Below are 23,006 nucleotides of genomic sequence, written 5' to 3' on the forward strand. Positions count from 1 at the left end.
AGCTACCGGGACATAATGAAAAAAAGGGCTATGAGATGAATACGCTACAAATTTTAAGCTTTGTGGGCTTTACGCTGCTGGTGGCGGTAATCACCTGGTGGAAGGTACGCAAGACGGATACCGGATCGCAACAAGGGTATTTTCTTGCCGGGCGTTCCTTGAAAGCACCAGTGATTGCGGCGTCACTGATGTTAACTAACCTTTCGACCGAGCAGTTGGTTGGTCTGTCTGGTCAGGCTTACAAAAGCGGAATGTCGGTCATGGGCTGGGAAGTTACCTCTGCGGTGACGCTTATCTTTCTGGCGCTGATCTTTCTGCCTCGCTATCTGCAACGTGGTATCGCTACGATCCCGGATTTTCTTGAAGAACGCTACGATAAAACAACACGGATTATTATCGACTTTTGCTTTCTTATTGCCACTGGCGTCTGCTTCCTGCCGATTGTGCTTTATTCAGGGGCGCTGGCGCTGAACAGTCTTTTTCACATCGGTGAATCACTCAATATTTCTCAGGGTGCCGCAATCTGGTTACTGGTTATTTTGCTGGGCATTGCCGGAATTATTTATGCGGTGATCGGCGGCTTGCGCGCAATGGCGGTGGCTGACTCCATCAATGGTATTGGCCTGGTGATTGGCGGACTGATGGTACCCGTGTTTGGCTTGATTGCGATGGGCAAAGGCAGCTTTTTACAAGGTATCGAGCAACTCACCACCGTGCATGCGGAGAAATTAAACTCAATCGGCGGAGCGAACGATCCGCTGCCGATTGGTGCGGCCTTTACCGGTTTGATTCTGGTGAATACTTTCTACTGGTGTACCAATCAGGGCATCGTGCAGCGTACGCTGGCCTCCAAAAGCCTCGCTGAAGGGCAGAAAGGGGCATTGCTCACAGCGGTATTGAAAATGCTCGATCCGCTGGTACTGGTATTACCGGGCTTAATTGCTTTTCATCTGTACCAGGATCTGCCAAAGGCGGATATGGCCTATCCGACACTGGTGAATAACGTGCTGCCAGTTCCTTTAGTGGGGTTTTTCGGCGCGGTTTTATTCGGCGCGGTAATCAGTACGTTCAATGGATTTTTAAACAGCGCCAGTACCTTATTTAGTATGGGCATATACCGGCGAATTATTAATCAACATGCACAACCGGAACAGCTGGTTCGCGTTGGTCGTAAATTTGGTTTTTTTATCGCGGTAATTTCCGTGCTGGTAGCGCCTTGGATCGCTAATGCGCCAGAAGGGCTCTACAGCTGGATGAAACAGCTCAACGGTATTTATAACGTGCCGCTGGTGACCATCATCATTATGGGATTCTTTTTCCCGCGCATTCCCGCGCTGGCAGCAAAAGTCGCCATGGGACTCGGTATTGTCAGCTACATCACCATCAACTATTTGGTGAAATTCGACTTTCACTTCCTTTACGTACTGGCCTGTACCTTCTGCATCAACGTGGTGGTCATGCTGGTTATCGGTGTTATCAAGCCGCGTGCCACGCCGTTTAAATTCCATGATGCTTTCGCGGTAGATATGAAACCGTGGAAAAACGCCAAACTTGCCTCTGTCGGTATCCTGACTGCGATGATCGGCGTCTATGCCGGGCTCGCACAGTTCGGCGGGTACAACACGCAATGGCTGACCATTCTCTGCTACTCAACTACGGCGGCAGTGATGATGTATTTGATGTACAGCAGTTGGCAGACGCGGCGTAACGCGACTGCACAATGTGTCCCTGACGCTAAGGATGAAGCATGACCCGGCCCAATTTTCTGTTCATTATGACCGATACCCAGGCGACCAATATGGTCGGCTGCTACAGCGGTAAGCCGCTGAACACCAATAATATTGATAGTCTGGCAGCGGAAGGTATTCGCTTTAACTCGGCCTATACCTGTTCACCAGTGTGTACGCCGGCTCGCGCGGGGCTGTTTACCGGGATTTATGCCAACCAGTCCGGGCCGTGGACCAATAACGTCGCGCCGGGGAAAAACATCTCCACTATGGGGCGCTACTTTAAAGATGCGGGCTACCACACCTGTTATATCGGCAAGTGGCATCTCGATGGGCATGACTACTTTGGGACCGGCGAATGTCCGCCCGAGTGGGATGTTGATTACTGGTATGACGGAGCCAATTACCTCGCGGAACTGACTGACGCAGAGATCAGTTTGTGGCGTAACGGGCTCAATAGCGTGGAGGATCTGTTAGCCAACAATATCGATGAAACCTTTACCTGGGCGCACCGCATCAGTAACCGGGCGGTCGATTTCCTCCATCAGCCTGCGCGTGCCGAGGAACCGTTCCTGATGGTTGTTTCCTATGATGAGCCGCACCATCCGTTTACCTGTCCGGTCGAGTATTTGCAGAAATATCAGGATTTTTATTACGATCTCGGTGCGAAAGCCCACGATGCTTTGCATGATAAGCCCGAGCACCATCGTCTATGGTCGCAAGCCATGCCATCCCCGGTTGGCGATGACGGGCACTATCACCATCCGCTCTATTTTGCCTGCAACGACTTTGTTGATGATCAGATAGGTAGGGTGATCAATGCCTTAACGCCGCAACAGCGAGAGAATACCTGGGTCATTTATACCTCCGATCATGGTGAGATGATGGGGGCGCATAAGCTCATCAGTAAAGGGGCCGCGATGTATGACGATATCACACGAATTCCACTGATTATGCGCCCGCCGCAGGGAGAGTCTATGCAGGTAGACACGCCGGTCAGCCATATCGATCTGCTGCCGACGATGATGGCGCTGGCGGGTATTGAGAAGCCGCAAATCCTGCCGGGTGAAAACATTCTTGCCGTTGAAAAGCCGCGCGGTGTGATGGTGGAGTTCAACCGTTATGAGATTGAACATGACAGTTTTGGCGGATTTATTCCGGTACGCTGCTGGGTGACGGACGACTGGAAACTGGTATTAAATCTGTTTACCAGCGATGAGCTTTACGACAGGCGTAACGATCCTGATGAGCTACACAATCTGATTGATTCGCCACAATTGGCCGACGTTCGTTGCCAGATGCACGACGCGCTGCTGGACTACATGGATAAAATCCGCGATCCGTTCCGCACTTATCAATGGAGTTTGCGTCCGTGGCGACCTGATGCCGCACCGCGCTGGATGGGCGCTTTTCGCCCGCGCCCTGAAGACGGCTATTCTCCGGTAGTACGCGATTACGACACCGGTTTACCGACCCGGGGCGTAAAAGTGGAAGAGAAAAAGCAGAAGTTCTGACTACAATGCCAGTTGGCGCAAATATCCTTATTTGCACTTACTTGTAGGCCGGATAAGGCGCGAGCCACCATCCGGCAATGACAACCAGAGGAGTTTGGATGAAGATTTCCCGCCTTGGTGAAGCGCCGGATTACCGCTTCTCGTTGGCAAATGAACGTACTTTTCTGGCGTGGATCCGCACCTCGCTGGGGTTTCTGGCGGCGGGTGTGGGTCTTGACCAACTGGCCCCGGATTTTGCCACGCCGGTAATTCGTGAACTGCTGGCGCTGTTGTTGTGCCTGTTTGCCGGTGGCCTGGCGATTTATGGTTACCTGCGCTGGCTGCGCAATGAAAAGGCAATGCGTCTGAAAGAGGACTTGCCGTACACCCATAGCCTGTTAATCATCAGCCTGATTTTGATGATCGTCGCGGTGATTGTCATGGGACTGGTACTGTATGCCGGATAGCCGTAAATCGCGACGGATCGCCGATCCAGGGTTACAACCGGAACGTACCTCGCTGGCCTGGTTTCGCACGTTGTTGGGCTATGGCGCGTTAATGGCGCTGGCGCTAAAGCACAACTGGCATCAGACGGGGTTCCTGTTTTGGGTTTCAATTGTAGTGCTGGCGCTGGTGGCAATCGTTCTCTGGCGTTATACCCGTAGCCGCAACCTGATGGATGTCAGTCATAGCGATTTTTCTGAATCTCATGCGGTGCGTGACAAATTTATGATCTCCCTCGCGGTGTTATCCCTCGCAATACTGTTTGCTGTAGCGCATGTCCGCCAACTTATGGCATTTATCGGGAATTTAGCATGACAGGATGTCAGGTCATGGCCAAGCCGGCCAGCTCTCGTTGTAACCTCGATTGTCGCTACTGTTTTTACATTGAGAAACCCACTCAACCCACAATGGATGACGCTACCTTAGAGACGTTTATTCGTCAGCATATCGCCGCGCAGCCGGGGTCCGAAGTGATGTTCGCTTGGCAGGGCGGTGAGCCGACTCTTTGTGGGATCGACTTTTTTCACCGCGTAGTGGCGTTGCAAAAACAGTACGGGGAAGGGAAGCAAATCCATAACGCTTTCCAGACCAACGGAATTTTGCTCAATGACGAATGGTGTCAGTTTTTACGCGATAACGGCTGGCTGGTTGGGATTTCCCTGGATGGCCCGGCCGAGTTGCATGATGCTTATCGCGTTAACCGCAGCGGAAAACCGACGCACCATAAGGTGGTGGAGGCCATTGCCAGACTTCGTGAGTATCAGGTGGAGTTCAATCTGTTGGTGGTGATTAACCGCCTGAACAGCCAGCAGCCCGGACAAATGTATCGTTACCTTCGCCAGTGCGGCACGCCGTTTTTGCAGTTCATTCCGCTGGTTGAATATGATGAAAAAGGCGAGCTTACCGCCGACTCGGTCCCGCCGCAGGCATGGGGAACCTTTCTGAATTCCGTCTTTGATATCTGGGTCAGAGAAGATATTGGCCGCGTATTCGTCCAGTTATTCGATTCAACCCTCGGGGTATGGTGCGGGCATCCGGCGCAGATGTGTTCGCTAAGCTCTACCTGTGGGCATGCTTTTGCCCTGGAAGCGAATGGCGATTTGTATCAGTGCGATCACTATGTTTACCCTGATTATCGCTTGGGTAATATTCATCACACATCGCTGGGTGAGCTCAATGCCAGCCCTCGGGCAGGGGAATTTGGTCAGTCCAAGAGAACCACGCTGAGCGCGGAATGTCAGGCGTGTTCATTGCTGCGTTTTTGCCACGGCGACTGTCCTAAGCACCGTGGCAGAAATGGAAAGAGTGCGATTTGCGGTGGATACAGCGCTTTTTTCAATCATACCGCGCCGCATATGCGAGTTATGCGCGATCTCATTAAGCAGCATCGCTCACCCGCGGAGCTGATGGCGATGCTGCGCTGAGATTAGCGCCCTTTCGCCAGGTATTGCGCCATCTCGGTTTCCGGCACCATGCCGCCGCCGGTTGCCCACACCAGATGGGTGGCGTTATTGAGCTGATCCGCGTTGAAGCCATGCATCTGCTGGTAATCCGTAGAGGCGCAAACGTGCTGAGGGCCAGCCATGCCCGCCAGCGCCGATGGTTCAAGACGAATCCCTTCTTCCTGCGCCAGCCAGCCCAGCATGTCGTACATTGTCTGATCGTCCAGGGTGTACAGACCGTCGAGCAGACGTTCCATCGCCCGGCCGACAAAGCCCGAGGCGCGACCGACCGCCAGCCCATCCGCCGCCGTCAGGTTATCGATGCCGATATCCTGCACAGAAAGGGTATCGTGTAGCCCGGTGTAAATCCCCAGCAGCATGCACGGTGAATGAGTCGGTTCAGCGAAGAAGCAGTGCACATTATCGCCAAACGCCAGCTTAAGGCCAAACGCCACGCCGCCAGGGCCGCCACCGACGCCGCAAGGCAGGTAGACAAACAGAGGATGATCGGCATCCACCACGCGCCCCTGCTGGGCAAACTGCGCTTTCAGACGCTGACCGGCGACCGCATAGCCTAAGAACAGCGTGCGGGAATTTTCATCATCGATAAAGAAGCAGTTCGGATCGGACTCTGCCGCCTTACGACCTTGTTCAACCGCCACGCCATAATCTTCTTCGTACTCCACCACCGTCACGCCGTGGCTGCGCAGCTTGGCTTTTTTCCACGCGCGGGCGTCTGCAGACATATGCACCGTAACGTTAAAGCCGATCCGGGCGCTCATGATACCAATCGACATGCCGAGGTTGCCGGTGGAGCCAACCGCGATGCTGTACTGGCTGAAGAACTGTTTAAATTCAGGCGAAAGCAGAACGCGGTAATCGTCTTTGGTGGTCAGCAGACCGGCTTCCAGCGCCAGTTTTTCCGCATGGGTCAGTACTTCATAAATGCCACCGCGGGCTTTAATCGAGCCTGAAATCGGCAAGTGACTGTCTTTCTTCAGCAGGAGTTCGCCGTTAATGTGCTGCCCGAACTCTTTTTCCAACCGTTTTTGCATGGCAGGGATTGCGGCCAGCTCAGATTCGATAATGCCCCCAGTGGCGGCAGTTTCCGGGAAGGCCTGCGCCAGATACGGTGCGAAGCGCGTCAGACGCGCGTGGGCGTCCTCAACGTCGTGTGCTGTCAGGCCAACATACGGTAAACCTTCCGCAAGAGAGGTGGTGCCAGGGTTAAACCAGGTTGTCTCTTTCAGAGCCACCAGATCTTCCACTAAAGGATGCTGGGCGATAAGTGTTTGAATGTTTTCCATAGTCAGTCTCTTCGCGCTTAGATAATAAAGGAAAGCAGGAATGTGCAAGCCAGTGCAATAACGGAAGCGATAAATGTCGCGGTCGTATAGTATTTGAACGTTTCATTCAGGGTGGCGCCGCAATACTGCTTCACCAGCCAGAACAGGGAATCGGTGACGATCGTGCAGCCAATAGCGCCGGAACCGATGGCAATGGCGATGATCTCCGGGCTAACGTTGGGATACAGCGGTAGCATCGGGGCAACGATTGCCGTTGCGCCCATCATCGCCACCGTGGCAGAGCCTACCGCCGCATGCAGAATCAGAGCGACCAGCCATGCCAGTAGAATCGGGTGCATATGCATGTTTGAGAGGATCAGCGCCAGAGTATCCGCCAGCCCGCTGCTCTTGAGAATAGCGTTGAATGCGCCGCCTGCGCCTATAATCAGCAAAATGTTAGCAATCGAGCCAAAACCGTTTTCGGTGTGGGTCAGCAGCGCACCCATACCGATGTGCTGACGCAGACCGAGAATGTAATAGGCTACGAAAACGGCGATAAACATCGCGGTGATCGGGTTACCAATAAACTCCAGCAGCGTATACACCGTGCTGCCTTTCGCCATGTTCAGTTCCGCGACGGTTTTCACCAGCATCAGGCCAATTGGTAGCAGTACGGTAAACAGCGTCGCGCCCAGCGATGGCAGCGTGCTTTCATCACGCACTTTCAGGTCGGAAAACTCAGCCGGTACCGGTTTAAATGGCAGACGGTTACCGAGGAATTTCAGGTACAGCGGCCCACCGACAAGCGAAGCCATTAAACCCACCAGTAAGCCGTAGACAATCACGGTGCCAATGTCTGCGCCCAGCTTATTAGCCACGAACAGGGCGGCCGGATGCGGAGGTACGACGCAGTGTACCGCCATCAGCGCCGTACACAGCGGAATCGCCAGCTTCAGTAATGAGGTATTGGTTTTTTTAGCAATCGAAAAGGCCAGTGGAATCAACAGCACCACGCCGACCTCAACGAACAGCGTGATCCCGCAAATCAGCCCGACCAGCACCATAATGACATCCGCTGAAAGCCAGCGGCAGCGCTGCAGCGTCAGACCGATGCGTTCGGCCGCGCCGGACACTTCCATCATTTTGCCCAGAATGGTCCCAAGGCCGATAACCGCCGCGAGGAAGCCCAGCGTACCGCCGATGCCGCTCTCAATGGCATTGACCATATCCAGCGGCCCCATCCCCATCATCGTACCCACGAAGAAACTGGCTAACAGCAGCGCCAGAAACGGGTGGAATTTGAACTTCACGATGGTCAAAACGATTAACACGATGCTTATCAGCAGCGTGCTCACAACCCAGATTTGAGAGTGCATAGCTCACCTTGCCCTGTGATTAATATAAGGTTATTGGACAAAAATAAGGCACCGTCTGACAAACGATATAAATCTCCTTTCACATGAACCAGATTGCATCAAGTGAGTGATTTATGTCTAATTACGCTATGTTTATGCGATATGGTTCACCTTGATTCATCTTTATGCTGATTTTTGCAGCGAAGTTTTTTACACTCCGGCGAATGAATCAGGAGGACAGGAGGTGAGTTTGGATCCCCTACGCGAGGTCAGAAACCGGCTGCTCAATGGCTGGCAGCTGTCAAAGCTGTATACTTTTGAAGTGGCGGCCCGGCATCAGTCGTTTGCGCTGGCGGCAGATGAGCTGTCGTTAAGCCCCAGCGCCGTCAGCCATCGCATTAATCAACTGGAAGATGAACTGGGCATTCAGCTGTTTGTCCGTTCGCACCGTAAAGTGGAACTCACCCACGAGGGTAAGCGGGTATTCTGGGCGCTGAAATCGTCGCTGGATACGCTGAATCAGGAAATCCTCGATATTAAAAATCAGGAGTTGTCCGGGACGCTCACCGTCTACTCTCGACCTTCTATCGCCCAGTGCTGGCTGGTTCCGGCGCTCGGTGACTTTACCCGTCGCTACCCGTCAATTTCACTGACCATCCTGACCGGCAACGACAACGTCAATCTGCAGCGTGCCGGGGTCGATCTGGCTATCTATTTTGATGATGCGCCCTCCGCGCAGCTTACGCACCACTTCCTGATGGATGAAGAGATCCTGCCGGTATGTAGCCCGGACTACGCTCGCCGCCATGACCTTACCGGTTCGTTAGTGAATTTGCCGCACTGCACCTTGCTGCACGACAGACAGGCATGGAGTAACGACTCAGGAACCGATGAATGGCACAGCTGGGCGCAGCATTTTACGGCGAATTTGCCGACATCATCGGGGATTGGTTTCGATCGTTCTGATTTAGCGGTAATTGCCGCCATGAACCATATCGGCGTGGCGATGGGCCGAAAGCGTCTGGTGCAAAAACGTCTCGACAGTGGAGAACTGGTCGCGCCTTTTGGCGATATGGCGCTGAAATGCCATCAGCATTACTACATCACCACGCTGCCCGGCAGGCAGTGGCCGAAAATCGAGGCGTTTATTAGCTGGCTTCAGGAGCAGGTAAAATAAGCGGACCGCGAATATTTTTTACGCTTTCTCTCTACACGGAAAGTGAAAAAGCGTGCTAAATACGTGATATCACTCCTGATGATTTGCGTAAGGACGACCGTGTTAAAGCCGATTGTTTCCCTTTTACTGTTGGCCAGCGCCACCGTGTGCGCCGCGCAACCTGCGCTGACGGCGGCGCAGTATGCACAGCAGCTTGGCGTTGGGATGGACGTAGATTGGGCGCGCACCGATCGGGGTATCCGTGAATTCGATCCGCTGGTAGTGCGGGACTACAAGGCGAAAGGGTTGGCCCACGTACGCATTCGCGTAGCGGGCGAGCCTACGGAGGCGCGGCTGATTCATCTGCGCAAGCTGGTGGAAGCCTGCGAGCAGTATGGCGTGATCCCGATCATTGCCTATCAGGCAGACGAATATAAAAAAGACCCCAGCGCCGGGAACGAAAAAGAGGTGGTTAACTGGTGGGTGGCGGTGGCGCATTACTTTGGTCAACGCTCGCCGTTGCTGGGTTTTGACCTGATCTACGACCCCTCTGATAAGCTCAACCATAATCAGGCGTCGCTCAATCGCGTGTATGACAAAACCATTCGAACCATCCATGCCATCGATCCACAGCGAATGATTTTTATCGCGCCGAAACTGCATGCCGCTCCGGAAGATTTGGCCAACCTAAAGCTGCCGCCGCAAAGTCAGAATACGGTGCTGGCCCAATGGCATATTTTTCCGTGGGGACCGCTGAAAAATAACGGCAAATATCCGTGGACCTCAGGGACTGCGGCAGAAAAGGCCGCCATTCGCGCCCGTATCAATACTGCCATTCATTGGCAACAGAAAACCGGGCATGTCAGTTGGGTAGGGGGCTGGTCGCCGGGAGAAACCGTCAAAAACGCGCCTTCTGCCTCGCAAATGGCGTTTGCCCGCTTTATGGCGTGCGAGCTGAAAAAAGCGAAAATTCCCTATGCTATCAATGCGGATACGCAGTTCTATGATGGTGAGGAGGGGGCCTGGCGTCCGGCGCTGGAACCGTTACTGACGACGATTATCGCGCCAGAATGCGAAAAGCCCGGCGATAAGCCGGGCCATCATACGCTTAAACCGCCTGTCCCTGATGCGACACGCGTGACGCCAGCGGAAGCCAGCAAACAAAAATCAACAGCCCCATAAGGGTCATCAGCAGGCCCAGACTGGCTTGCCCGGTCTGCGGCAGCATGGCAGAGAACCACGCCAGCACGCCGGAACCAATGTTCTGTAATCCCCCAACCAGCGCGCCGGCCGTGCCTGCCAGGAACGGGAAAGGCTCCATTGCACCGCTGGTTGCCAGCGGAAACAACATTCCGGCGCCGAAGAAAAATAGTGCGGCAGGAACCAGCAGCGTCCAGACGTTCATCACGTCAAACAGCCCTGGGATCCACATCATTAAACCCGCTACCAGACAGCAGGTCACCGACTGCCACATTAGCGTCGAGAAACGTTTATTCGGGCGACCAGCGAACCATGCGCCGAAAAACGCCGCCGGGATGGGCAGGATAAACAGGATACTGACCACCATGCTGCTTAGACCGAGACGTGCGCCCAATAATACTCCGGAGCAGGCCTCAAAGACCGCAACACCCGCCAGACCACCGATCAACATCAGCACGTAACAGGTGAAAGCGCTATTACCAAACAGGGTTTTGTAGCTGGCGATCAGCCGTGGACGCGGCGCACCTGCAGGGCGCGTTTCCGGCATCCAGCGTGCCATGCTAAACGTCACGCCCGCACACAGAATCAACAGAAAAATATAGCAGGCGCGCCAGTTCCACACTGTATCCAGCACACCGCCAATCAGCGGAGCTAACAGCGGACTGACCAGAATCCCCATGTTTAACAGACTATTGGCGTGGCGCAGTTGCGTGCCTTCGTACAGATCGCGCGGTAACGTTCGCGCCATCACACCGCCGACGCCCGTTCCCATCCCCTGGATGGCACTGGCGATAATCAGTACCGTCAGGCTATGCGTGGTAATCGCGACCAGCGTGGCCAGCATAAAAATAGACATCCCGGCGAGGATAACCGGGCGGCGGCCAACGCGGTCTGAAAGGGGACCGTAAACCAGTTGTGATAGACCATAGGTCAACAGATAGGCGGCCATTACGCTTTGCACCGCCCCTTCGCGAACGTTCAGTTCACGCGCCATATCAGCAATCGCGGGGATATAAATGGTTTGCGCCATCTGACCTACCGCCACCAGTAATACCAACATCAACAACAAATTGACGCTTCTATGCCTTTTCATTTCGCTGATTACTTTTAAAAAAGAGAAAAAAGAAGAATAAGGTGCTGCACTTTCCCGTAAATGCGCGTGGAATCTACCACAACAGAAAAAGAAGGCCAGATAGTGGGCTGGAATGTTTATGTGATAGACGGCAGGAAATGTAAACAAAAATCGGCAACAAATGTTGCCGGATTGCATCGGGTTTACAACGTGATCATGATAAGCGTAGTAAAACTGCGCCTACGGCAATACCTGCAGCCGCGACAAGACGTATTCCGGCAACCTTCTCTTTCAGTAGCAGCCACGCGAGCAGCGCGCCAAACAGGATAGAGGTTTCACGCAGCGCCGCGACTACCGCCAACGGAGCCTGGGTCATGGCCCACAGCGCCAGGCCGTAAGAACCCATTGTGCCAATGCCACCAAGAATACCTTTCTTCCACTGCTGTACAAGATAGCGCGACGCTTCCCGGCGTCTGGCGATCATCGCCCAGCCCAGCAGGCAGGAGCCGTTCAGAAAGAAGGTCCACAGCGTATAACCCAGCGCGGTTTCTGATAAACGTACGCCGGTGCCATCAACCAGAGTATAACCGGCGATAAAGCAGGCGTTAATGAGCGCCAGGATAATCCCGCGTTGCGAACCGCTGCGTCCGTTAAATGCCATCCCGAGAATAGCCAGACAGATGGTGGCAATCCCCACCCAGGCGAGTAGCGAGAGGCTATCACCAAGAAACAGGACGCTGATAATCGCGACCAGCAGTGGCGCTGTGCCGCGCATCAGAGGATAGGTCTGGCTCATATCCGAAACCTGATAGGTTTTAGCGACCAGGACGGTATAGACCACCTGTAATGCGGTTGAGACAGCTAAAAACGGCAGGCTGGCGGCAGAGGGTTGCGGCGCAAAGGGTAAACAAATCAGCGCCATAATCGCAGCGGTTCCGCTGACGCTGATCGCCGAGTACAGCTTGTCGTTTCCCGCTTTTACGATGGCATTCCAGCTGGCATGCAGCAGTGCGGCGAACAGCAAAATGCAGAAAACAGAAAGCGTCATGGCGGAATTCTTCCCTGAGGATGTCATAAAAACGTAACATATTGACGCGATACAAGCACCAGGGAGAAGGTGAAAGGGGAGCGGAGTGTTATCCGCCCCCCTTAGGTGCGACTTGAATCTGAATTACTTAATGTATTTCAGAACGGCATCAAGGAGTTGCAGTGCTGCAACAATGAGTTTGAGGATAAGAATAGCGATATCCACGAGGCTCATACGCTCTCCTTTTGGTACAAGGAGCACGGTGCTGACGTACCTCGCCGCTGCCTGTTGCCAGCACCTTTGTTGACATAACACAGTGTGCTCACGCGGGGGTTAAGGCGCTGACGGCACCACCCGTTTCAGCCAGGACTTTGATGCGCCGGTTTACGATGCGGCCCCCGCATAACACATTGCGTACCGAGACATTATAGATAAATACTGTATAAATTAACAGTATTTTATGGACGTTACGCTATTCATGTTCCATACTCAAAAACATCAAAATTCGTGCCGAAATTGCGTGTTCTTCGTAGAACGCGTATACTTTTTTCGTTGACATAACACAGTGTGTTCGGCGGCTACCAACCGCACAACGCTGAAAAAACCTCGCTCCGGCGGGGTTTTTTGTTTTTGCACGACATACAATTAAATGTGATCGTTGAAGCATTTTTGTGCAGATGAAAATTTTTCCATTGTCACGCTGAAAAACCTGTGTTTGTATAAATCCAGTTAATCAACAAACAGACAGGTCCCTAATGAACCCTTCCATGCTGACTGCGACCCTACTAAAAACTGCGCCATCTCGCGCAGCGGTCGTCGTGCGTGTGGTGGTGGTCGTCGGCAATGCGCCGTAGGGTCCGAATCAACACACGATTCCAAAACCCCGCCGGCGCAAACCGGGCGGGGTTTTTCGTTTCAGAGACCTGCCCGGAGCAAAGGCCCAGAATAAAAGGACTGGAGCATGGCAAGTTCGGGCATAACATCCAAGCGTACGCGTTTTACGGGCGCAGAATTCATCGTTCATTTCCTGGAACGTCAGGGGATTCAGGTCGTCACCGGTATTCCAGGCGGCTCGATTCTTCCCGTCTATGACGCCTTAAGCCAAAGCACACAAATCCGTCATATCCTGGCGCGCCACGAGCAGGGCGCGGGGTTTATCGCGCAGGGAATGGCGAGAACCGATGGCAAACCCGCTGTGTGTATGGCCTGTAGCGGACCGGGCGCAACCAATCTGGTAACCGCCATTGCCGATGCGCGTCTGGATTCCATCCCGCTGGTGTGTATCACCGGGCAGGTTCCGGCCTCAATGATCGGCACCGACGCTTTCCAGGAAGTCGACACCTACGGCATCTCTATCCCCATCACTAAGCACAACTATCTGGTCCGCCATATCAGTGAATTACCGCAGGTCATGAGCGATGCGTTCCGCATTGCGCAGTCCGGACGTCCAGGCCCGGTGTGGATAGACATTCCTAAGGATATTCAAACCGCCGTTTTTGAAATTGAAGAGATGCCGGAACCCGCGCAGAAAATGGCGGCACCAGCGTTCAGCCAGGACAGCATTCGCGATGCTGCAGCTATGATTAACGCCGCCAAACGCCCGGTGCTGTACCTCGGCGGCGGCGTAATTAACGCGCCGGAACGTGTTCGTGAGCTGGCCGAAAAAGCAAAACTGCCTACCACCATGACGTTGATGGCGCTCGGTATGCTGCCAAAAGCGCATCCGCTGTCGTTAGGCATGCTGGGCATGCACGGCGCGCGCAGCACCAACTTTATTCTGCAAGAAGCGGATTTACTGATTGTTCTGGGCGCACGTTTTGATGACCGGGCGATTGGTAAAACCGAACAGTTCTGCCCGAATGCCAAAATCATCCACGTGGATATTGACCGCGCGGAGCTGGGTAAAATCAAACAGCCGCATGTGGCGATCCAGGCAGATGTCGATGAGGTTCTGGCACAATTGCTCCCGCAGATTGAAGCGCAGCCGCGTGAAGAGTGGCATCAACTGGTGTCTGACCTGCAGCAAGAATTTCCGTGCACGATCCCCCAGGAAAAAAATCCGCTCAGCCACTATGGATTGATCAACGCCGTGGCTGCCTGCGTAGACGACAGCGCCATTATCACCACCGACGTAGGCCAGCATCAGATGTGGGCGGCACAGGCTTACCCGCTGAATCGTCCGCGCCAGTGGCTGACCTCCGGCGGTCTGGGAACCATGGGCTTTGGCCTGCCTGCGGCGATTGGTGCGGCCCTGGCTAACCCAGACAAAAAAGTGCTGTGCTTCTCCGGCGATGGCAGCCTGATGATGAATATTCAGGAAATGGCGACCGCCAGCGAAAATCAGCTGGATATTAAAATCATTCTGATGAATAACGAAGCGTTAGGTCTTGTATATCAGCAGCAGAGTCTGTTCTATAAGCAGGGCGTTTTTGCCGCGACCTATCCGGGGATGATTAACTTTATGCAGATAGCTGCCGGGTTTGGTCTCGAAACCTGCGATCTGAATAACGAAGCGGACCCACAGGCAGCGTTGCAGGAGATTATTAATCGCCCAGGACCTGCGCTGATCCACGTGCGCATCGATGCCGAAGAAAAAGTGTACCCGATGGTGCCGCCGGGTGCGGCAAACACAGAAATGGTGGGGGAATAAGCCATGCAACAGCAGACTCATGACAACGTAATCCTGGAACTCACCGTACGCAACCATCCGGGCGTAATGACTCACGTTTGCGGGCTGTTTGCCCGCCGCGCATTCAACGTGGAAGGCATTCTCTGTCTACCGATTCAGGACAGCGATAAGAGCCGCATCTGGCTACTGGTCAACGACGATCAACGTCTTGAGCAGATGATAAGCCAGATCGACAAGCTGGAAGATGTGGTGAAAGTGGCCCGCAACCAGTCCGATCCGTCGATGTTTAACAAAATCACCGTGTTCTTTGAGTAACCCGCTCAAGGCTTGAACAGCAACGCGCTTATCGTTAAGGTAAGCGCTTTTGCTGGATGGCGGTATTAATGCCTTATCCGGCCTACAACGGCACCCGCCCGTAGGCCTGATAAGCGCAGCGCCATCAGGCATGTCTTAGCGCCAGGATGAACCCATGATTACCGTTGCCCTTATTGACGACCACCTTATCGTCCGCTCCGGCTTTGCCCAACTGCTGGGGCTGGAACCTGATTTGCAGGTGGTGGCTGAGTTTGGCTCAGGCAGTGAGGCGCTGGCGGGATTACCGGGACGCGGCGTGCAGGTCTGTATCTGTGATATCTCGATGCCAGATATCTCCGGTCTTGAACTGTTAAGCCAGTTACCAAAAGGAATGGCGATTATCATGCTCTCCGTCCACGACAGCCCGGCGCTGGTGGAGCAGGCGCTCAACGCGGGCGCGCGTGGTTTCCTTTCTAAACGCTGTAGCCCGGATGAGCTGATCGCAGCGGTGCATACCGTTGCGACCGGCGGCTGTTACCTGACGCCGGACATCGCCGTCAAACTGGCGGCTGGTCGCCAGGATCCGCTCACCAAACGCGAACGTCAGGTGGCGGAAAAACTGGCACAAGGTATGGCGGTCAAAGAGATTGCTGCTGAACTGGGTCTGTCGCCGAAAACGGTGCACGTGCATCGCGCCAACCTGATGGAAAAGCTGGGCGTCAGCAACGACGTCGAACTGGCCCGCCGGATGTTTGACGGCTGGCAATGAACACGCTCTGTTCCCGGTTAATCACCGTTGTTGCCTGCTTCTTTATCTTCTCTGCCGCGTGGTTTTGCCTGTGGAGCATCAGCCTGCATCTGGTTGAGCGCCCGGAGCTGGCGGTACTGTTGTTTCCGTTTGGCCTGCGTCTGGGGCTGATGCTGCAATGTCCACGTGACTACTGGCCGGTGCTGTTGGGCGCGGAATGGCTGCTTCTTTTCTGGTTGGCACAGGAAGTGGTGCTGGCCCATTTGCCACTTTTGATGATCGGCAGCTTCCTCACGTTACTCCCGGTGATGCTGATATCGCGATACCGCCACCAGCGTGACTGGCGTACGCTGCTGTTGCAGGGCGCGGCGCTTACGGCGGCGGCATTGCTGCAATCGCTGCCCTGGCTTGGGCAGGGTGAAGAGGCATGGAACGCGCTGCTGCTGACGCTCACCGGCGGATTAACGCTGGCGCCGATCTGTCTGGTGTTCTGGCACTATCTGACCAGCACCACCTGGTTGCCGCTGGGCCCTGCGGTGGTGTCGCAGCCGGTGAACTGGCGCGGGCGGCATCTGGTCTGGTACCTGCTGCTGTTTAGCGTCAGCCTGTGGCTACAGCTCGGTTTACCCGCCGAGCTTTCGCGCTTCACGCCGTTTTGCCTCGCGTTGCCGATCATTGCGCTGGCCTGGCACTACGGCTGGCAGGGGGCGCTGATTGCGACGCTGATGAACGCCATCGCGCTGATTGCCAGCCAGACCTGGCACGATCATCCCGTCGACCTGTTGCTCTCGCTGCTGGTGCAAAGCCTGACCGGGCTGCTGCTCGGCGCGGGCATTCAGCGTCTGCGTGAGCTTAACCAGTCGCTGCAAAACGAATTAGCGCGCAACCATCGTCTGGCTGAACGCCTGCTGGAGACCGAAGAGAGCGTGCGCCGGGACGTGGCGCGCGAACTGCATGATGATATCGGCCAAACCATCACCGCCATTCGTACCCAGGCGGGTATTGTCCAGCGCCTGGCGCCGGAAAACGCAGGGGTGAAGCTTAGCGGGGCACACATCGAACAACTTTCTCTCGGCGTGTACGATTCGGTGCGTCGCCTGTTAGGCCGCCTGCGACCACGCCAGTTGGACGATCTCACGCTGGAGCAGGCCATCCGCTCATTGATGCGCGAAATGGAGCTGGAAAGCCGCGGCATCGTCAGCCATCTCGACTGGCGAATTGACGAATCTGCACTCAGCGAAAGCCAGCGGGTGACGCTGTTTCGCGTCTGTCAGGAAGGACTGAACAACATCGTTAAGCACGCCAACGCCAGCGCGGTGACGCTTCAGGGCTGGCAACAGGATGAACGGCTGATGCTGGTGATTGAGGACGACGGCAGCGGCCTGCCGCCAGGGTCGAATCAGCATGGATTTGGCCTCACCGGGATGCGTGAACGGATTAGCGCCCTCGGAGGATCGCTGTCGATTTCCTGTACGCACGGCACGCGGGTCAGCGTGTCACTGCCTCAACGTTATGTGTAAGGAGCGGCCATGTTTGCGTTTTTAAAAGCCCCGGACAATGCGCCGCTCATCACCGACAAGCAGGAAGTGGATGCCCGCTATCGCTATTGGCGGCGGCATATCCTGACCACCATTTGGCTCGGCTACGCGCTGTTCTATTTCACACGCAAAAGCTTCAATGCCGCCGTACCGGATATCCTCACCAGCGGCGTGCTGACCCGCAGCGATATTGGGCTACTGGCGACGCTGTTTTACATCACCTACGGCCTGTCGAAGTTTGTTTCCGGTATCGTCAGCGACCGCTCCAACGCACGCTATTTTATGGGCATCGGGCTGATCGCCACCGGCGTGGTGAACATTCTGTTTGGATTCTCTACCTCACTGTGGGCCTTTGCGGTGCTGTGGGCGCTGAACGCCTTTTTCCAGGGCTGGGGGTCGCCGGTCTGCGCGCGTTTATTGACCGCGTGGTATTCGCGTACCGAGCGCGGCGGCTGGTGGGCGCTGTGGAATACCGCGCACAACGTCGGCGGGGCGCTGATCCCTATCGTGATGGCGGCGACAGCGCTGCACTACGGCTGGCGCGCCGGGATGATGATCGCTGGGCTGCTGGCGATTGTGGTGGGGGTTTTCCTCTGCTGGCGGCTGCGCGATAGACCGCAGGCGATTGGTCTGCCGCCGATTGGCGACTGGCGACATGATGAGCTGGAAATTGCTCAGCAGCAGGAAGGTGCAGGGCTGAGCCGCAAAGAGATCCTCACCCGCTATGTGCTGCTGAATCCTTATATCTGGCTGCTGTCATTGTGTTATGTGCTGGTGTACGTGGTCCGTGCAGCGATTAATGACTGGGGCAATCTGTACATGTCTGAGACGCTCGGCGTGGATCTGGTGACTGCCAATACCGCCGTGACCATGTTCGAACTGGGTGGATTTGTCGGTGCGCTGGTGGCGGGGTGGGGCTCGGACAAGCTGTTTAACGGCAACCGCGGTCCAATGAACCTGATTTTTGCCGCCGGAATTTTGCTCTCCGTTGGTTCGCTGTGGCTGATGCCGTTCGCCAGCTACGTGATGCAGGCAGCGTGCTTTTTCACCACCGGATTCTTCGTCTTCGGCCCGCAGATGCTGATCGGCATGGCGGCAGCGGAGTGTTCGCACAAAGAGGCGGCAGGTGCAGCAACCGGTTTTGTTGGTCTGTTTGCCTATCTGGGGGCATCGCTCTCCGGCTGGCCGCTGGCGAAGGTGATGGAGGTCTGGCACTGGACCGGGTTTTTTGTGGTGATCGCCATTGCGGCGGGGATTTCCGCGCTGCTGCTGCTGCCGTTTTTAAACGCCCAGGCTCCGCGCGATCTCAACGAAGCGTGATGCACCTCACCTTTTTGCCCTGAGTGGGGCAAAACTAAGAAATTTTCCCGGTTTCACCTGGACGCTGTCTCAGGCACGTCTCCCGGCTGATTTTTACAATGCCTGCTATTCGCAGGTATAAAAATTAGCTCGGGAGTGTCAAATGCTGGCCTTTCTCAACCAGGTGCGCAAGCCGACCCTGGATCTGCCGCTCGATGTGCGGCGCAAAATGTGGTTCAAACCGTTCATGCAGTCCTATCTGGTGGTCTTTATCGGCTACCTGACCATGTACCTGATCCGCAAAAACTTCAACATCGCGCAGAACGACATGATCTCCACCTACGGGCTGAGCATGACGCAACTGGGGATGATTGGCCTGGGCTTCTCCATCACCTACGGCGTGGGAAAAACGCTGGTTTCCTACTACGCGGACGGCAAAAACACCAAGCAGTTCCTGCCGTTTATGCTGATCCTCTCAGCCATCTGTATGCTCGGCTTCAGCGCCAGCATGGGCGCGGGTTCAACCAGCCTGTTCCTGATGATCGCCTTCTATGCGCTGAGTGGTTTCTTCCAGAGTACCGGCGGCTCGTGTAGCTATTCCACCATCACCAAATGGACGCCGCGTCGCAAGCGGGGTTCTTACCTCGGTATGTGGAACATCTCCCACAACCTCGGCGGTGCGGGTGCGGCAGGCGTGGCGCTGTTTGGCGCTAACTATCTGTTCGACGGTCACGTCATCGGGATGTTTATCTTCCCGTCGATTATCGCGCTGATTGTTGGTTTTATCGGCCTACGCTACGGCAGTGACTCCCCGGAATCTTATGGTCTTGGTAAAGCTGAAGAGTTGTTTGGCGAGGAGATCAGCGAAGAAGACAAAGAGACCGAAGAAAACGAGATGACGAAATGGCAGATCTTTGTTGAGTACGTGCTGAAAAACAAAGTGATCTGGTTGTTATGTTTCTCGAACATCTTCCTGTACGTAGTGCGTATCGGTATTGACCAGTGGTCCACCGTCTACGCTTTCCAGGAGCTAAAGCTCTCCAAAGAAGTGGCGATTCAGGGCTTTACCCTGTTTGAAGTGGGCGCGCTGGTCGGCACGCTGCTGTGGGGCTGGCTCTCTGACCTGGCGAATGGCCGCCGTGCGCTGGTGGCCTGCGTGGCGCTGGCGTTGATTATCGCCACCCTGGGCGTTTATCAGCACGCCAGCAACCAGTACGTTTATCTGGCTTCGCTGTTTGCACTGGGCTTCCTGGTGTTTGGTCCGCAGCTGTTAATCGGCGTTGCGGCAGTCGGATTTGTACCGAAAAAAGCGATCGGTGCAGCCGATGGGATTAAAGGGACTTTTGCTTATCTGATTGGTGACAGCTTCGCCAAGCTTGGTCTGGGGATGATTGCCGACGGCACGCCGATTTTCGGCCTCACCGGCTGGGCAGGAACCTTCGCCGCGCTGGACACCGCCGCCATCGGTTGTATCTGTCTGATGGCCATCGTGGCCGTGTTTGAAGAACGTAAAATTCGCCGCGAGAAAAAGATTCAACAATTGAAAGTCGCTTAAGTTAAGTGTGCATTGGTAACTTTTGCCCGCCTTAATGGCGGGCTTTTTTATGCCGTGGCGTTCATCCATCGACAGCGATAAATTTGCCGCTATGATGGGCATCCTGTCTGGTAATGGATGTGCGCATGATTTGGATAATGTTGGCCACCCTGGTGGTTGTTTTTGTGGTGGGGTTTCGGGTGCTGACGTCCGGTTCACGGCGGGCAATTCGCCGTCTGAGCGAGCGACTGAACATTGATGTCGTGCCAGTAGAATCGATGATCGATCAGATGGGAAAAGTACAGGGTGAGGCTTTTTTACAGTACCTCCACCGCCCTGATGAATCACATCTGCAAAATGCGGCCCAGGTGCTGTTGATCTGGCAAATCGTGATTGTCGACGGCAGTGAGCCGAATCTGCTGCAGTGGCACCGTTGGCTGCAAAAAGCTCGGCTGGCAGCGCCGATTACTGACGCGCAGGTGCGTCTGGCGCTCGGTTTTTTGCGCGAAATGGAGCCGGATATGCAGGAGCTTAATGCGTTTCAAATGCGCTATAACGCCTTTTTCCAGCCCGAAGATGGTGTGCATTGGTTGCATTGAGAATCAGGTCTGATGGCGAATAAATTATGCAAATAACGATTGATTCAATAGCTAATAAGCTATAATTTCTCTATAGCTTATTAGCTATGAGGGATCGTTGATGTGGGAAGTGGAAACAACGGATGCTTTCGATAAATGGTTTGACGTACAGACCGAAGCGCTCAAGGAAGATATGCTCGCAGCAATGATGATTTTATCCGAGTATGGTCCTCAGTTAGGTAGGCCGTTTGCTGATACGGTAAATGCTTCTGCTTTTTCAAATATGAAAGAGTTGCGAGTACAGCATCAGGGTAGTCCGATTCGGGCGTTCTTCGCGTTTGATCCTTCTCGCCATGGCATCGCGCGCTATGCGCTGGAGATAAAACAGGGTTAAACGAAAAGAAATTCTATAAAGAGATGATCAGGCTTGCGGATGCTGAGTACCGAAATCACCTAATAAGTAAGGAAAATTATGGCTACCCTTAAAGAATTGATGGCGAAACAAAGCCCGGAAAGCCAGGAGCGTATTACCGAAAAAGTAGAAATACTACGTCAGGCGGTTGCGTTAAATATGTTAAGGGAAGAACTGAATCTCTCTCAGGCTGAACTTGCCTCGGCAATGGGGGTTAAGCAGCCAACAATCGCAAAAATGGAGCAGGCAGATAACGATCCTCGTCTGTCGACGCTCAAGCGTTATGTCACGGCACTGGGTGGTGAACTTAGCATTGATGTTAAGCTACCTACAGGTAAAAGAGTCGCGTTCTATCTTTAAAAATCCGAGTAACCGATATTCTTTGTTAAATGAAACTAGTTGCTGAAACGTTAAATACGTCACAAATTTAATGTTACACTGCGTAACTTTTCTACAATAACCCCACGCAGGTAACAAAATGAGTGAAGCTGTTGAACAAAAATCCCGCGCTGAGGCAAATTCCCGACCTAACTGGTCGGCGGTATTTGCCGTGGCGTTCTGTGTTGCCTGCCTGATAACCGTTGAGTTTCTGCCCGTTAGCCTGTTAACGCCGATGGCGCAGGATCTGGGGATTTCTGAAGGTGTGGCGGGGCAATCGGTGACCGTGACGGCATTTGTCGCCATGTTCGCCAGCCTGTTTGTGACGCAAATTATTCAGGCGACCGATCGTCGCTATGTGGTGATCCTGTTTTCGGTGCTGCTGACGCTTTCCTGTCTGCTGGTTTCCTTTGCCAATTCTTTTTCGCTGCTGCTCGTTGGCCGCGCCTGTCTCGGTCTGGCGCTTGGTGGCTTCTGGGCTATGTCGGCGTCGCTGACCATGCGTCTGGTTCCAGCTCGTACGGTGCCGAAAGCGCTGTCGGTTATTTTTGGCGCAGTCTCCATCGCGCTGGTGATTGCCGCGCCGCTGGGGAGCTTTTTAGGCGGCATTATCGGCTGGCGTAATGTGTTTAATGCGGCGGCGGTGATGGGCGTGCTGTGCACAATTTGGGTGGTGAGAGCGTTGCCTTCGCTGCCTGGCGAGCCTTCGCATCAGAAACAAAACATGTTCAGCCTGTTGCAGCGACCGGGGGTGATGGCCGGGATGATTGCCATCTTCATGTCCTTTGCCGGGCAGTTCGCCTTCTTTACCTATATTCGCCCGATCTATATGAATCTGGCGGGCTTTGACGTTGATGGCCTGACGCTGGTGCTGCTGAGCTTCGGTATTGCCAGCTTTGTTGGTACGTCGCTTTCGTCGATGATTTTGAAGCGTTCGGTCAAACTGGCGTTAGCCGGTGCGCCACTGGTGCTGGCGCTCAGTGCACTGGTCCTGATTCTGTGGGGCAGTGACAAAGTGGTGGCGGCGGGTATTGCGATTATCTGGGGACTGTTGTTTGCGCTGGTACCGGTCGGCTGGTCGACGTGGATCACGCGCTCGCTTGCCGATCAGGCAGAAAAAGCCGGATCGGTGCAGGTCGCCGTGATCCAGCTTGCCAATACCTGTGGGGCTGCGGTGGGAGGCTATGCGCTCGATACTCTCGGACTGCTGTCGCCCCTGATGCTTTCCGGCAGCCTGATGCTGCTGACGGCGCTTCTGGTGGCAGCAAAAGTTCGCATAAAGGGTATGCAATAAACTAAAGCTCGGTATGCCGGATCGCTATCCGGCATCCTGG

22 protein-coding genes and 1 pseudogene are annotated in these 23,006 nt (G+C 54.5%); 18 read left to right on the top strand and 5 right to left on the bottom strand.

The window, feature by feature from the left end; genetic code table 11:
* Nucleotides 1–35: 35 nt before the first annotated feature.
* The 5 genes from G4551_RS00080 to G4551_RS00100 all read left to right on the top strand — a co-directional run bounded on the left by G4551_RS00080 (nucleotide 36) and on the right by G4551_RS00100 (nucleotide 5,148).
* Nucleotides 36–1,751: a solute:sodium symporter family transporter gene (locus G4551_RS00080; protein WP_003840621.1), complete on the top strand. Its 1,716-nt coding sequence runs from the start codon at nucleotides 36–38 to the stop codon at nucleotides 1,749–1,751.
* On the top strand, nucleotides 1,748–3,241 hold the full coding sequence (locus G4551_RS00085; protein WP_003840622.1) for a sulfatase-like hydrolase/transferase: 1,494 nt from the start codon (nucleotides 1,748–1,750) through the stop codon (nucleotides 3,239–3,241). The genes G4551_RS00080 and G4551_RS00085 overlap by 4 nt, the downstream gene beginning before the upstream one ends.
* Nucleotides 3,242–3,339: 98 nt before the next feature.
* Nucleotides 3,340–3,687 (top strand): YidH family protein, encoded by a 348-nt coding sequence (locus tag G4551_RS00090; protein ID WP_003840625.1) that lies wholly within the window; start codon nucleotides 3,340–3,342, stop codon nucleotides 3,685–3,687.
* Entirely contained in the window at nucleotides 3,677–4,039 is a 363-nt protein-coding gene (locus tag G4551_RS00095) for a DUF202 domain-containing protein (protein WP_003840628.1), read from the top strand. Before G4551_RS00090 ends, G4551_RS00095 begins: the two co-directional genes overlap by 11 nt.
* Nucleotides 4,036–5,148, top strand: a complete 1,113-nt coding sequence (locus tag G4551_RS00100; protein ID WP_157787175.1) for an anaerobic sulfatase maturase — start codon at nucleotides 4,036–4,038, stop codon at nucleotides 5,146–5,148. The genes G4551_RS00095 and G4551_RS00100 overlap by 4 nt, the downstream gene beginning before the upstream one ends.
* Before the next feature lie 2 nt (nucleotides 5,149–5,150).
* On the opposite strand, the gene dsdA is transcribed toward G4551_RS00100, so the two are convergent.
* Nucleotides 5,151–6,473, bottom strand: a complete 1,323-nt coding sequence (gene dsdA, locus G4551_RS00105) for a D-serine ammonia-lyase (protein ID WP_003840633.1) — start codon at nucleotides 6,471–6,473, stop codon at nucleotides 5,151–5,153.
* 17 nt (nucleotides 6,474–6,490) lie between these two features.
* The gene (gene dsdX, locus G4551_RS00110; protein ID WP_003023897.1) at nucleotides 6,491–7,828 is read right to left on the bottom strand and encodes a D-serine transporter DsdX; all 1,338 of its coding nucleotides are present in this window, start codon (nucleotides 7,826–7,828) and stop codon (nucleotides 6,491–6,493) included.
* Between the two features lie 229 nt (nucleotides 7,829–8,057).
* Here dsdX and dsdC point away from each other — a divergent pair, with 229 nt between their 5' ends.
* On the top strand, nucleotides 8,058–8,984 hold the full coding sequence (gene dsdC / locus G4551_RS00115) for a DNA-binding transcriptional regulator DsdC (RefSeq protein ID WP_003840637.1): 927 nt from the start codon (nucleotides 8,058–8,060) through the stop codon (nucleotides 8,982–8,984).
* Nucleotides 8,985–9,062: 78 nt separating this feature from the next.
* A complete protein-coding gene (locus tag G4551_RS00120) occupies nucleotides 9,063–10,145 on the top strand; it encodes a cellulase family glycosylhydrolase (RefSeq protein ID WP_003840639.1) in 1,083 nt (360 codons plus the stop codon).
* Here G4551_RS00120 and emrD read toward each other — a convergent pair.
* From emrD to tisB, 3 genes are all read right to left on the bottom strand, one after another.
* Nucleotides 10,072–11,256 carry a multidrug efflux MFS transporter EmrD gene (emrD, locus tag G4551_RS00125; RefSeq protein ID WP_003023905.1) on the bottom strand — a complete coding sequence of 395 codons (1,185 nt, stop codon included), beginning with the start codon at nucleotides 11,254–11,256 and terminating at the stop codon, nucleotides 10,072–10,074. The genes G4551_RS00120 and emrD overlap by 74 nt on opposite strands.
* Before the next feature lie 193 nt (nucleotides 11,257–11,449).
* Entirely contained in the window at nucleotides 11,450–12,283 is an 834-nt protein-coding gene (locus G4551_RS00130; protein ID WP_003840641.1) for a DMT family transporter, read from the bottom strand.
* Between the two features lie 123 nt (nucleotides 12,284–12,406).
* The gene (gene tisB, locus G4551_RS00135; RefSeq protein ID WP_003840643.1) at nucleotides 12,407–12,496 is read right to left on the bottom strand and encodes a type I toxin-antitoxin system toxin TisB; all 90 of its coding nucleotides are present in this window, start codon (nucleotides 12,494–12,496) and stop codon (nucleotides 12,407–12,409) included.
* 521 nt (nucleotides 12,497–13,017) lie between these two features.
* Here tisB and ivbL point away from each other — a divergent pair.
* The 11 genes and pseudogenes from ivbL to nepI all read left to right on the top strand — a co-directional run bounded on the left by ivbL (nucleotide 13,018) and on the right by nepI (nucleotide 22,966).
* On the top strand, nucleotides 13,018–13,116 hold the full coding sequence (ivbL, locus tag G4551_RS00140) for an ilvB operon leader peptide IvbL (RefSeq protein WP_003827118.1): 99 nt from the start codon (nucleotides 13,018–13,020) through the stop codon (nucleotides 13,114–13,116).
* A gap of 107 nt (nucleotides 13,117–13,223) precedes the next feature.
* Nucleotides 13,224–14,912, top strand: a complete 1,689-nt coding sequence (ilvB, locus tag G4551_RS00145) for an acetolactate synthase large subunit (protein ID WP_003840646.1) — start codon at nucleotides 13,224–13,226, stop codon at nucleotides 14,910–14,912.
* Between the two features lie 3 nt (nucleotides 14,913–14,915).
* On the top strand, nucleotides 14,916–15,206 hold the full coding sequence (gene ilvN / locus G4551_RS00150) for an acetolactate synthase small subunit (RefSeq protein ID WP_003023914.1): 291 nt from the start codon (nucleotides 14,916–14,918) through the stop codon (nucleotides 15,204–15,206).
* A 154-nt stretch (nucleotides 15,207–15,360) separates the two neighbouring features.
* Nucleotides 15,361–15,954: a transcriptional regulator UhpA gene (uhpA, locus tag G4551_RS00155; RefSeq protein WP_003023923.1), complete on the top strand. Its 594-nt coding sequence runs from the start codon at nucleotides 15,361–15,363 to the stop codon at nucleotides 15,952–15,954.
* Complete coding sequence (uhpB, locus tag G4551_RS00160; protein WP_003840650.1) at nucleotides 15,951–17,453, top strand: signal transduction histidine-protein kinase/phosphatase UhpB; 1,503 nt, start codon at nucleotides 15,951–15,953, stop codon at nucleotides 17,451–17,453. The genes uhpA and uhpB overlap by 4 nt, the downstream gene beginning before the upstream one ends.
* Before the next feature lie 9 nt (nucleotides 17,454–17,462).
* A complete protein-coding gene (gene uhpC, locus G4551_RS00165) occupies nucleotides 17,463–18,791 on the top strand; it encodes an MFS transporter (protein ID WP_003840652.1) in 1,329 nt (442 codons plus the stop codon).
* 142 nt (nucleotides 18,792–18,933) lie between these two features.
* Nucleotides 18,934–20,325, top strand: coding sequence for a hexose-6-phosphate:phosphate antiporter (uhpT, locus tag G4551_RS00170; protein WP_003023929.1), 1,392 nt, complete (start codon nucleotides 18,934–18,936; stop codon nucleotides 20,323–20,325).
* A 125-nt stretch (nucleotides 20,326–20,450) separates the two neighbouring features.
* Nucleotides 20,451–20,903, top strand: coding sequence for a DUF1198 family protein (locus G4551_RS00175; RefSeq protein ID WP_003023933.1), 453 nt, complete (start codon nucleotides 20,451–20,453; stop codon nucleotides 20,901–20,903).
* Nucleotides 20,904–21,003: 100 nt separating this feature from the next.
* A pseudogene (locus G4551_RS00180) lies at nucleotides 21,004–21,368 on the top strand (type II toxin-antitoxin system RelE/ParE family toxin).
* Nucleotides 21,355–21,654, top strand: a complete 300-nt coding sequence (locus tag G4551_RS00185; protein ID WP_003840660.1) for a helix-turn-helix domain-containing protein — start codon at nucleotides 21,355–21,357, stop codon at nucleotides 21,652–21,654. Before G4551_RS00180 ends, G4551_RS00185 begins: the two are co-directional and overlap by 14 nt.
* A 118-nt stretch (nucleotides 21,655–21,772) precedes the next feature.
* Complete coding sequence (nepI, locus tag G4551_RS00190; protein WP_003840662.1) at nucleotides 21,773–22,966, top strand: purine ribonucleoside efflux pump NepI; 1,194 nt, start codon at nucleotides 21,773–21,775, stop codon at nucleotides 22,964–22,966.
* Nucleotides 22,967–23,006 lie beyond the last annotated feature (40 nt).

It is taken from the genome of Citrobacter freundii ATCC 8090 = MTCC 1658 = NBRC 12681 (genome assembly GCF_011064845.1).
In the GTDB taxonomy this organism is placed as follows: Bacteria; Pseudomonadota; Gammaproteobacteria; order Enterobacterales; family Enterobacteriaceae; genus Citrobacter; species Citrobacter freundii.

Coding starts and splice junctions, on each gene's coding strand:
- G4551_RS00080 (WP_003840621.1), top strand. CDS start 36: ATGAATACGCTACAAATTTTAAGCTTTGTGGGCTTTACGCTGCTGGTG.
- G4551_RS00085 (WP_003840622.1), top strand. CDS start 1,748: ATGACCCGGCCCAATTTTCTGTTCATTATGACCGATACCCAGGCGACC.
- G4551_RS00090 (WP_003840625.1), top strand. CDS start 3,340: ATGAAGATTTCCCGCCTTGGTGAAGCGCCGGATTACCGCTTCTCGTTG.
- G4551_RS00095 (WP_003840628.1), top strand. CDS start 3,677: ATGCCGGATAGCCGTAAATCGCGACGGATCGCCGATCCAGGGTTACAA.
- G4551_RS00100 (WP_157787175.1), top strand. CDS start 4,036: ATGACAGGATGTCAGGTCATGGCCAAGCCGGCCAGCTCTCGTTGTAAC.
- dsdA (WP_003840633.1), bottom strand. CDS start 6,473: ATGGAAAACATTCAAACACTTATCGCCCAGCATCCTTTAGTGGAAGAT.
- dsdX (WP_003023897.1), bottom strand. CDS start 7,828: ATGCACTCTCAAATCTGGGTTGTGAGCACGCTGCTGATAAGCATCGTG.
- G4551_RS00120 (WP_003840639.1), top strand. CDS start 9,063: ATGATTTGCGTAAGGACGACCGTGTTAAAGCCGATTGTTTCCCTTTTA.
- emrD (WP_003023905.1), bottom strand. CDS start 11,256: ATGAAAAGGCATAGAAGCGTCAATTTGTTGTTGATGTTGGTATTACTG.
- G4551_RS00130 (WP_003840641.1), bottom strand. CDS start 12,283: ATGACGCTTTCTGTTTTCTGCATTTTGCTGTTCGCCGCACTGCTGCAT.
- tisB (WP_003840643.1), bottom strand. CDS start 12,496: ATGAGCCTCGTGGATATCGCTATTCTTATCCTCAAACTCATTGTTGCA.
- ivbL (WP_003827118.1), top strand. CDS start 13,018: ATGAACCCTTCCATGCTGACTGCGACCCTACTAAAAACTGCGCCATCT.
- ilvB (WP_003840646.1), top strand. CDS start 13,224: ATGGCAAGTTCGGGCATAACATCCAAGCGTACGCGTTTTACGGGCGCA.
- ilvN (WP_003023914.1), top strand. CDS start 14,916: ATGCAACAGCAGACTCATGACAACGTAATCCTGGAACTCACCGTACGC.
- uhpA (WP_003023923.1), top strand. CDS start 15,361: ATGATTACCGTTGCCCTTATTGACGACCACCTTATCGTCCGCTCCGGC.
- uhpB (WP_003840650.1), top strand. CDS start 15,951: ATGAACACGCTCTGTTCCCGGTTAATCACCGTTGTTGCCTGCTTCTTT.
- uhpC (WP_003840652.1), top strand. CDS start 17,463: ATGTTTGCGTTTTTAAAAGCCCCGGACAATGCGCCGCTCATCACCGAC.
- uhpT (WP_003023929.1), top strand. CDS start 18,934: ATGCTGGCCTTTCTCAACCAGGTGCGCAAGCCGACCCTGGATCTGCCG.
- G4551_RS00175 (WP_003023933.1), top strand. CDS start 20,451: ATGATTTGGATAATGTTGGCCACCCTGGTGGTTGTTTTTGTGGTGGGG.
- G4551_RS00185 (WP_003840660.1), top strand. CDS start 21,355: ATGGCTACCCTTAAAGAATTGATGGCGAAACAAAGCCCGGAAAGCCAG.
- nepI (WP_003840662.1), top strand. CDS start 21,773: ATGAGTGAAGCTGTTGAACAAAAATCCCGCGCTGAGGCAAATTCCCGA.